Annotated in this window: 10 protein-coding genes; 8 read left to right on the forward strand and 2 right to left on the reverse strand. The window is 44.1% G+C overall.

Annotation, left to right across the window (positions count from 1 at the left end; translation table 11 throughout):
- Window positions 1–109 precede the first annotated feature (109 nt).
- Window positions 110–1,126 (reverse strand): AraC family transcriptional regulator, encoded by a 1,017-nt coding sequence (locus A3739_RS06335; RefSeq protein ID WP_068473421.1) that lies wholly within the window; start codon window positions 1,124–1,126, stop codon window positions 110–112.
- 106 nt (window positions 1,127–1,232) lie between these two features.
- Window positions 1,233–2,504, reverse strand: a complete 1,272-nt coding sequence (gene tviB / locus A3739_RS06340) for a Vi polysaccharide biosynthesis UDP-N-acetylglucosamine C-6 dehydrogenase TviB (RefSeq protein ID WP_068473425.1) — start codon at window positions 2,502–2,504, stop codon at window positions 1,233–1,235.
- 181 nt (window positions 2,505–2,685) lie between these two features.
- On the opposite strand from tviB, the gene A3739_RS06345 reads away from it, so the two are divergent.
- From A3739_RS06345 to A3739_RS06375, 8 genes are all read left to right on the forward strand, one after another.
- Window positions 2,686–4,095: a TIGR03013 family XrtA/PEP-CTERM system glycosyltransferase gene (locus tag A3739_RS06345; protein WP_068473428.1), complete on the forward strand. Its 1,410-nt coding sequence runs from the start codon at window positions 2,686–2,688 to the stop codon at window positions 4,093–4,095.
- Between the two features lie 86 nt (window positions 4,096–4,181).
- Window positions 4,182–4,805, forward strand: coding sequence for an XrtA/PEP-CTERM system exopolysaccharide export protein (locus tag A3739_RS06350; RefSeq protein ID WP_082878297.1), 624 nt, complete (start codon window positions 4,182–4,184; stop codon window positions 4,803–4,805).
- Window positions 4,806–4,810: 5 nt separating this feature from the next.
- Window positions 4,811–6,355 (forward strand): XrtA system polysaccharide chain length determinant, encoded by a 1,545-nt coding sequence (locus A3739_RS06355; protein ID WP_068473431.1) that lies wholly within the window; start codon window positions 4,811–4,813, stop codon window positions 6,353–6,355.
- Window positions 6,352–7,065 (forward strand): hypothetical protein, encoded by a 714-nt coding sequence (locus A3739_RS06360; RefSeq protein ID WP_068500734.1) that lies wholly within the window; start codon window positions 6,352–6,354, stop codon window positions 7,063–7,065. Before A3739_RS06355 ends, A3739_RS06360 begins: the two co-directional genes overlap by 4 nt.
- A 28-nt stretch (window positions 7,066–7,093) precedes the next feature.
- The gene (locus A3739_RS06365; protein WP_068500737.1) at window positions 7,094–8,410 is read left to right on the forward strand and encodes a hypothetical protein; all 1,317 of its coding nucleotides are present in this window, start codon (window positions 7,094–7,096) and stop codon (window positions 8,408–8,410) included.
- On the forward strand, window positions 8,410–9,288 hold the full coding sequence (locus A3739_RS06370; protein ID WP_068500740.1) for an XrtA system polysaccharide deacetylase: 879 nt from the start codon (window positions 8,410–8,412) through the stop codon (window positions 9,286–9,288). The genes A3739_RS06365 and A3739_RS06370 overlap by 1 nt, the downstream gene beginning before the upstream one ends.
- Window positions 9,285–9,410 (forward strand): hypothetical protein, encoded by a 126-nt coding sequence (locus A3739_RS31155; RefSeq protein WP_255376142.1) that lies wholly within the window; start codon window positions 9,285–9,287, stop codon window positions 9,408–9,410. Before A3739_RS06370 ends, A3739_RS31155 begins: the two co-directional genes overlap by 4 nt.
- The coding region (locus A3739_RS06375) for a glycosyltransferase (RefSeq protein ID WP_197472117.1) at window positions 9,410–9,697 on the forward strand (288 nt) is incomplete at its 3' end. The genes A3739_RS31155 and A3739_RS06375, both read left to right, overlap by 1 nt.

Raw genomic sequence — 9,697 nt, forward strand, 5'->3', positions numbered from 1 at the left:
TGAATTTTATGGTTTTGATGATTTTTAATGTCGATTCGTAGACATATTAATATTTGATCAATAGACATAAACGATCAAAAAATCTGTGATTGGTCATTTTTTGTTTTATCTAATGTGGGCTGCGTGTATCGCGATAATCTTGAGGGTTAAGCCCTGACCATTGTTTAAATGCGCGCGAGAATGCTCGTGACTCGCTAAATCCTAACTGTAATGCGATGTCTGCAATGCTGAAATTCGTGGCTTTGAGTTGTTGTTTCGCAAGTTTGAAGCGAACGTCATTTTTTATGCTCTGAATGGAGCTGCCTTCAGCGCTTAATTTTCGGCGTAAGGTGGGCTCGCTCATGCCCAGTTTTTCTGAAAGCTCTCTGCTATTTAGGAGCGATAAACGGTCTTCTTTGCGTAATTGACGAGGTTCGATGAGTTGTCGTGCTTTCGCCGAAATACTGGTGTCTTCACCGGGGATAGTTAGCAAATCTACAGGAGCATTTTTTAAGAAATTACGCAGATCAGTTGGCGTCTTGATGAGTGGCATGTTGAGGTATGATCGATGGAAAACGAGCCGATTGAACTTGCTTTTGAAGTTTGTTGGGCAGCGAAATAAAAGTGAAAACTCGATCGGATCAATCGGGTCGTAATTGATATAAGCGCTGACCAGTTTGATGGGTTGATCGATATACCAGCATCCAAAGCGATGCCAGATGACGTGCCAGTACTCGATATAAAAGTGTTCGAAATCTAATTCTGGCTGGCGGAGTTCTGTTGTGAGATAGACGTGCTCGCCTTGAATCTCAAGCGACATTTGTAGTTCGTCGGTGATCTGATTGTAGAAGCGTATGGCGCGTTCGTAGAGTTCGCGTAAGGTATGGGCGGTGCTTACCCAGTCGGTCATCAGTTCAAAGGTGCCGACTTTGATTGGGTGTTCAGTAAATCCCATAAATTCATCGTTCAGGCGCTTGGCGATTCCGTCATACAGCAGCGCAACTTGTTGAACGTCAAAACGAGAGTTTGGATGGCTTAATTTTGATTGATCAATGCCGGCTTCGTTGAGTAACGACTGTGAGTCGATGCCTCTTTTTTTTGCGCCGCCGAGAGCGCTGAGAATGTAGTGGGTATTGATCGAAGCCATATGGCTAGCTTAAAGAAATTTGGGGTCAGAGTATATTTACTCTGACCCCAATATTTGGTTGACCCCAATATTTGTTGCTTGTTTGTTGCTAACTATTTGTCGCTAACTACAAACGTCCATCAACGATATCTTTATCAAAGATATGTTTCACGTCGTAGATAACATGGTTAGGCTTACAGACTGCTTTGAGTTCACTTGTGCTCATCGATTTGATCTGGTCGTGTGATACGCAGGCAATCACGGCGTCATACTTTCCGTTTTCGAGGGTGCTCACAAGATCGATGTCATACTCATCTTTTACTTCTAAGGCATCCGCCCATGGGTCATAGACATCTATGTTGGCATGAAAATCGTCGAGATCTTTGATGACGTCAATGACTTTGGTGTTTCGGATATCTGGACAGTTTTCTTTGAAGGTCAAACCGAGTACCAAGATATTTGCATCGACCATCTGGATCTTCTTTTCGGTCATTAATCGCAATACTTTTTCAGCAATGTGACCTGACATGTTGTCATTAATACGGCGACCCGAAAGAATCATTTCAGGGTGATAACCGATCGATTGCGCCTTGTAGGTTAAGTAATACGGGTCAACACCAATACAGTGGCCGCCTACCAAACCAGGGCGGAAAGGCAGGAAGTTCCATTTGGTTCCGGCGGCCTCAAGAACTTCTAAGGTATCGATGCCCATCTTATCGAAGATCAATGATAGCTCGTTGACTAACGCAATGTTTACATCACGTTGCGTGTTCTCGATGACTTTTGCGGCTTCTGCTACACGAATTGAACTCGCTTTGTGTGTGCCCGCTGTGATGATGCTGGCATAAAGTTGATCGATGTATTCAGCAGCTTCTGGGGTTGAGCCAGAAGTCACTTTTAGGATATTGGTGACGCGGTGTTCTTTGTCGCCTGGGTTGATACGCTCAGGGCTGTAGCCCGCGAAAAAGTCTTCGTTGAGTTTTAGTCCCGAGCGAGCTTCGATCAACGGGATGCAATCTTCTTCTGTAGCGCCAGGGTATACGGTTGACTCGTAAATGACATAGTCGCCTTGCTTAACGACCTTGCCCAGCATTTCACTGGCCTTGATCAATGGTGTTAGGTTTGGCGTCTTATAGTCGTCGATCGGCGTTGGAACGGTGACGATATAAACATTCGCTTCTGCGATGTCTTCAAGCTTTGTGCTGAAGCTTAACTGCGTTGATTCTGCGAGTTCTTCTTTTGAGCACTCAAGCGTACTGTCGATGCCTGATTGGAGTTCTCTGATTCGGTCTTCTTTAATATCAAAACCGATAGTTGGGTAAAGTTTTCCAAATTCTACTGCTAGCGGAAGGCCGACGTAGCCTTGGCCTATTACGCACAATTTCACTTGCTGGTCCATGCTTTGTTTCTTCTATACATCAATTATCTTGTTGTTTTACATAGTTTTATATAACTAACTTTCTCTTATATATAACTAAGCTATGCTTTTTATATTACAGCCTTGAGTTCATAATAGCGCAACTTTTATGTGGCAATTTGTCACGCACAGGACATAAGTAGTTACAGCAGGAAGTACCGACGTGGCACACGTTCGCATATTAAATCATTACCTTCATAGCAAATTTATCTTTTTGGGCGCGCTAGAATTCGCAGCTCTGTCTGTCTCATTGTTTGTTGCGGTGGATATTCGCAACTACTTCTCAGAGACTGAGTTATTTTTACAAAACCCAATTGTTCAAGCATTTTTATTTGCTCTTATCTTAAATTGTTGTTCGCTGGCTATGGGCGTTTATACCTCTGTTTTTCAAGAAGGAAAAACAGGCATGATGCTGCGTACGCTTGTCGCCTATTGCTTCTTAGGCATGATCGCGCTGACCGTTTTGTTCTTTTTAATTCCGGGACTGTATTTAGGGCGAGGCGTACTTGCTTATGCTGTGATTGTTGCGTTTTTATCGGTTTTAGTGATTCGTTTGGTCTTTTATTGGGTGGTCGATTTAGCCAATCTTGGTCGCAATGTTGTGATATTGGGAGCAGGACATCAAGCTGCAGAAATTATCGAGCGTTTAAGTAGCTTAGACCAAGCGCGTAGTTTTAAGCTGATTGGTTGTGTTCCTTCAGGGGCAGAAGAAGTGGTCGTTGGCGCTGATCAACTGCTTCCTGTGCCGGCAAATTGGCTGAGCTTTGTGAAAGCGCATAATGTGACAGAGATAGTTGTTGCGCCAGATGAACGTCGTCGTACTGAGGGTGGTGGTGTTCCTGTTGATGAATTGCTTGACTGCAAGCTATCAGGTGTGAGTGTGAAAGAGCCTCTGGAGTTTTTGGAGCGAGAAATGACGCGCCTAGAAATCTCTATGTTACGTCCAGGTTGGGCTTTATATTCCAATGGCTTTACTTATTCTCAAGCGCGAGACATCGTAAAGCGCATTTTTGATCTAAGTATTGCTCTGTTCATATTGGCGATCATGTGGCCATTTATGTTGCTTACAGCTTTAGCGGTGGCTTTGGAATCTGGCTTTCCTGTTCTCTACTCTCAAAAACGCGTGGGTTATAACGGTAAAGAGTTCTCCATCTACAAGTTTCGCAGTATGCGCCAAGATGCTGAAAAAGGCGGCAAAGCAGTTTGGGCGCAGAAGAATGATTCGCGAGTGACAAAAGTAGGCGCGTTTATTCGCAATACGCGTCTAGATGAACTGCCGCAGCTATGGAATGTAATTACCGGTGATATGAGTTTTGTTGGGCCGCGACCTGAGCGTCCTGAGTTCGTTACAGATTTAAAAGAGCAAATTCCGTTTTACGATGCTCGCCATAAAGTTAAACCGGGCTTGATGGGCTGGGCGCAGCTTAAGTATCCATACGGCGCATCTGTGCAAGACGCAAGAAATAAGCTCAAATACGATTTGTACTATGTGAAGAACCATAGCTTTTTTATGGATGTGTTAATCGTCATTCAGACGGTTGAAGTGGTGTTGCTTGGAAAAGGTGTGCATTAGAAATATTGGGGTCAGAGTACTTTTACTCTGACCCCTTTCTATGTATTGCGGTACACTTAAAAGAATGAGAGTTGAAGGACCAAAGTATGTTTAAGCGAGTAGTGTCTAAAGTGGCTGTGTTAGCTGCGCTAATGGGGCTGTATGCGTGTAGCTCTGTGAATACAGTTGAAGAACAACCAGTTGAATCAAGTATCGGTGTCGTTGAAGAGTATTTAATGGGTATCGGCGATGCGGTATCTGTGAATGTGTGGCGAAATCCTGATTTGTCAGTGAACGTGACCGTTCGTCCTGATGGCAAAATCTCTGTTCCGTTAGTTGGCGATTTGAAAGTAGATGGTATTAGTACTCGTGAGCTGTCTGCAACGATTGAAGAAAAACTAGGCGACTTTATTCGAACGCCGAAGGTAACAGTAATTGTTACGAACCCAACGAGTGCTGAATTTATTCACCGAATCCGCGTAACTGGTGCAGTCGCGCAACAGCGTTCGATTGCCTACCGCAAAGGCATCACCGTGCTAGATGTGATTCTTGAAGCAGGTGGTTTGACGCCATTTGCGAATGGCAACGAAGCAAAATTGTATCGTCAAACCTCGGAAGGGGCGAAGGTATATCCTATTTACTTGAACGATATTCTTGAAAAAGGTGTGTTGGATTCTAATTACCGCCTATTCCCACAAGACATCATCACCGTACCTGAGCGGGGCTTCTAAGTTCGATGGATTTCGCTCAAATTCTGCAATACGCCAACGTTATCTTTAGAGAGCTTTGGCAACGCAAATTCTCTGTGCTCACAGCCTTCGCGCTTGTGAGCTTTGCTGTTTTAGTGGTGGGTATGTTTTGGCCGTCTAAGTACGAGACATCTGCTACGATTTACGCTGATAACCAAAACATTTTAGGGCCGTTGCTTGCTGAGCAAGCGAAACAGTCAAAAGTTGAAGATCGTACAAAGGTTGTGCGTGAGAAGCTTTATTCGCCAAGTTTGTTGGCCGTTGTTGCGAAAAACGTATACGGCGCTAAAACAGAAGAAACGCCTTCTTCAATGGCAAACTATATCACTGCACTTCGTGCAAGTATCAAAGTAAAGTCAATCGGCTCAGGCTATATGTCTATCGACTTTTCTGCGTCGAGTGCTGATGAGGCTTATCAGGGCTTGAATGCAATTATCGATACCTTTATTCGAACAAGCTCTGATGAGCAGCGAGCAGAAAGCCGTGAAGCATTCCTGTTTATCGACAATCAAGTGAAGCAATACAAAGAGCAGCTTGTATCTGCCGAGAACAAGCTAAAAGAATTTACAGCTCGTAATTTTGATGGGCGTGATACAGATGTCAGCTCGAGTATTCAGCGCTTGAGAAACCAAATCGAGGAGCTCAAGATCTCGATTGACGAAGACGAAATTACGCTAAAGGCTTTGCAACAACAGATTTCAAAAGAGTCTGAGTTCGCCGCAACCACCAAAAAAGTCGATGCCTACGCGGTGCGATTAGCCGAATTGGAATCAACATTGTCAAGCTTGTTGCTGACCTACACAGAAGACTATCCAGACGTTATTACACTGCGTTACCAAATTGCCGATTTGAAGCGAGTCATAGAACAGGAAGCCTTTGAACGAGCGATTGCGCAAGAGAATAAAGGCGAGCCTCGTGAGCTCGAAGAGGGCAGTGAGGTCTTGCTTAACCCTCTTTATCAAGAATTGCGCAGCCGTATCTCTCAAGTCGAAACATCTATTCAAGCCAAGCAAAAGCGTTTAACTGTTCTAGATGGTTTGCTAATCAATGAGTTCGATCGCCGTCAGCGTGTCGCTGAGCGTGGCGCAGTAGAAGCGGAGCTTGTACGTGACTACGATGTGACCAAGAAAATTTATGAGGATATGCTCGAGCGTAAAGAGAAGGCCCGTCTCTCAATGACCTTGAATATCGAGGGGCAGGGTGTGACGTATCGAATTCAAGAGCCACCCTTGCCGCCTTTGATGCCCTCTGGTTTACGTTTTATACATTTTGTATTAGTTGGTCCAGTGTTAGGAATATTGTTCGTGATCGGCTTAGCTGTCGCCTATGTACTGCTTGATCCGAGAATCCGCTTTGCATCATCTATTTATGCTATGGATGCACGCGTATTAGCTGTTATTCCTCATGTGAATACACCGCTTACACAGCGTTTGAGACGCAGTGATATGGTCGTTTGTGGAATCTTGGCGCTGGCTATTTTTGCAGCCTATACAGGCTTAGCTGTGGCGTTTCATATGGGAGTGTTACTGTGAGCGAGTTGACCAAAGCGGCTGTATCAGAATCGAATCCACGTATTGATCAAATGGAAGAAGTGGATAAGTTCACTCAACAAGAGTTAGATGAAAGAAAGCTGATTTACCCGGGTATGAATAGCCCTCAAGTGCTTAATATATTTCGGGAGCTAAGAACGCAGTTACTGCAGCATCAAAAAAAGAAAAACTTTGTATGCATGGTTAGTTCGGTGAGCCATGGTGGTGGCGGTAGTTATGTGACGCAGAACCTTGCCTCTGTGTTTGCGCTAGATAAGGCCAAAACAAGCTTGGTTCTAGATGCAAACCTCTACTCTCCATATGCTCAGAACTTAATCTTTGGTGAAGCAGAGATAGGCATTACTGATTATCTTAGTGACCCCGCTATTGGTATTAAAGACATCGTTTATGCGACTGGCGTACCGCGATTACGAGCAATTCCTCTTGGATCAAATAGCGAAGGCGCGGCTGAGTACTTCGAATCAGAAAAAATGCTTTCGTTCATTGATGAAGTGAAACATCGCTATTCTGATCGTTATATTTTTATTGATGCGCCTCCTGTGGCTAGTTCATCTGAAGCGCGTATTTTGGCGGGCATCGTGGATATGGTCGTGTTAGTGGTCCCTCATGCGAGAGTGACGAGTGATCAGGTTCAGATTGCGATCGATATCGTTGGCGAAGATAAATTAGCTGGTCTGATATACAACAACTAAAACAAAATTGTTAATTGAGTAGTGATACATGGACATTCAATTTTGCCGCGAACGCGTTTTATCGGGGCTTATTTCCTGTTTTCTTTTGATGGTGTTTGCTAGTCAATCCCATGCGACAGAGGCAACGGGCGCGATTGGCTCCCGAATCGAACATACGGACAACGTTCGACGCACAAACACTAATGCCGAAACCGATGTTATTCAAACAACGTACGCCGAACTAGGTGTTGAAGAAGTACGAAAGCGTTTTAAAGCGGATGCAACCCTCAAGTTACAAAATGAGCATTACTACGAAGGCACATACGAAGACGAAACCTCACTGACCTCCGGCTTTGGCTTATTTACGGTTGATTTGGTTGAGGACTTTCTTGAGTGGCAGGCCACGTTTTCGCGTACCGATGTTGTCTCCGATACGAGTCAAGACGAGAACCCCGATACGCGTGAGTTCAGGAATATTTTTCGAACCGGTCCAACCATTAACTATGCGGTGTCACGCCTAACAAATATTCTTTTGCGCGGTAATTATGTTCGCGTTGATAACTCGGAAGACGATGCAGATGATAACCAACGTGCTGAAGGTTCGGCGTCTGTTTCGCATCAAATTAATCGCCTCACCTCTGTTAGCCTCAATACCCGTTATTCTGAGGTGCTTGAAAGCGACAGTGACGAAGAGATCAGTAATGGCTCGGTGTCTTTAGCGTTATCACGTGCTTACGTTGATGGGCTTTTGAAAATAGATATTGGTCAGCAAGAGGTTGAGTCAGATGATGGTACCGTTGCCGAATCTGAGACAGGCGGTTTTGTAGACGTGCAACTCACTCGACAGGCCTTTCTCTGGCATAATTTTGACTTAAAGTATAACCATTCAATTTCTGATACATCGATTGGTTTCGAAGATGATGAGACCGGCAACAGGCTTGATATTGATCCCGTTCAAGCAACCACCACAACAGATATCGAAACAAGGTCGCGTTTTAACTTTAATGCCTCTAGGGACGCCGATGCGTTCACCTATGACATAGGGCTGATATACGAAGAAAGTCATTTCAAACTGCAAGACTTTACTGAGCGCTATCGTGGCGCCTTGATTGGCTTCTCTCCTAAACTCTATTCTCGGCTCATCCCTCGCTTTGAATATGAATATGCGCGTGAAAGCTTCGGTTTAATCAAAGGCCTGGGGGTTGATACAACGCATACCGTAACTGCATCGTTAAAATATCAGTTAGTTGAAGAGCTATATGCAGATAGTTTTGTTACTTACGAAACAAGAACAAACGACACTGTCGAGCCCAGAGAATTTGACGAATTGAGTGTTGGTGTTGGTTTGCGTTGGGAGTTTTTGTAATGCCTAAAATTACCAATGCGCTAACTATTGATGTCGAAGACTACTTTCACGTTGCCGCGCTGAAATCGCAAGTACCTGTTGATTCGTGGAAAGATCGAGAATGTAGGGTTGAGCGCAACGTCGATATCTTGCTTCAAATGTTTGATGATGCAGACCTTACCGCAACATTTTTTACCCTAGGTTGGGTTGCAGATCATTATCCGAGCGTCGTAGAGAAAATTGCGAAACAAGGGCATGAGGTTGCCAGCCACGGGTATAGTCATCAGCTTATCTACAACCAAAGCCCTGAAGTGTTTCGCGAAGAAACCTTCAAATCAAAACAGATCTTAGAAGATATTACCCAAGCTCCGGTTCGTGGATACCGAGCGGCTAGTTACTCAGTAACAGAAAAATCACTTTGGGCGATTGATACCCTAGTTGAAGCAGGTTTTGAATACGATTCGAGTATTTTTCCTGTCAGACATGATCTCTACGGTATTCCAGATTTTCCTCAGCAGCCGCATGTATATAAAGGTTCTGAGAAAGGGGATATTGTTGAATTTCCGATTAGCTCTATAAAAATGGCAGGCTATCAATTGCCTATCGCTGGTGGCGGATATTTTCGATTATTCCCGTATTGGTTTACCAAGTTTGGGCTCGGTAAAATCAATCGTGAAGAAAATGCATTCATGTTTTATCTTCATCCTTGGGAGGTTGATCCTGATCAGCCGCGTGTTCCTGGGGTTGGCTGGAAATCAACATTTAGGCATTACAACAATCTCGAGAAATGCCAAGGGCGTTTAGCGCAACTGTTGAAAGATTTTAAATTCGATAGCATGGAAAACGTGCTAATCGAGAAGGGATTATTGAGCTCGCGACCTGATAAGGGGGCTGCATGACCTTTATCAACCTTGTCGTTATCCTGAGTAATAACGCTGCCATTCAGGGCAATAATTCTGTCATTCCGCACTTGATGCGGAATCCATTGTTTTTGTTAGAAAATTTAAAGGGCGGTGCATAATGGAATTCCTATTCTGGCTATGCGCTTTTCTTGTCGTCTATATCTATTTGGGATATCCCGTTGTAATTAAATTGATCGCAGGGCGGGGGAATCCAATTTCTAAAGATGAGACCTTCGAACCAAAAGTCTCTATTCTCATTGCTGCATTTAATGAAGAGAAAGATATCGCTGACACGATCAATAATAAGCTTGCTTTAGATTATCCAAGCGACAAGCTAGAGATTATCGTTGTATCAGATGAATCAGAAGACCGTACTGATGACATCGTTCAAGAGCTAGCAGCAAAA

The sequence above is a fragment of the Oleiphilus sp. HI0067 genome, assembly GCF_001635735.1.

Bases quoted from the DNA above. Each gene is read 5' to 3' on its own strand.
- A3739_RS06365 (WP_068500737.1), top strand. From the start codon at position 7,094: ATGGACATTCAATTTTGCCGCGAACGCGTTTTATCGGGGCTTATTTCC.
- A3739_RS06350 (WP_082878297.1), top strand. From the start codon at position 4,182: ATGTTTAAGCGAGTAGTGTCTAAAGTGGCTGTGTTAGCTGCGCTAATG.
- tviB (WP_068473425.1), bottom strand. From the start codon at position 2,504: ATGGACCAGCAAGTGAAATTGTGCGTAATAGGCCAAGGCTACGTCGGC.
- A3739_RS06355 (WP_068473431.1), top strand. From the start codon at position 4,811: ATGGATTTCGCTCAAATTCTGCAATACGCCAACGTTATCTTTAGAGAG.
- A3739_RS06370 (WP_068500740.1), top strand. From the start codon at position 8,410: ATGCCTAAAATTACCAATGCGCTAACTATTGATGTCGAAGACTACTTT.
- A3739_RS06335 (WP_068473421.1), bottom strand. From the start codon at position 1,126: ATGGCTTCGATCAATACCCACTACATTCTCAGCGCTCTCGGCGGCGCA.
- A3739_RS31155 (WP_255376142.1), top strand. From the start codon at position 9,285: ATGACCTTTATCAACCTTGTCGTTATCCTGAGTAATAACGCTGCCATT.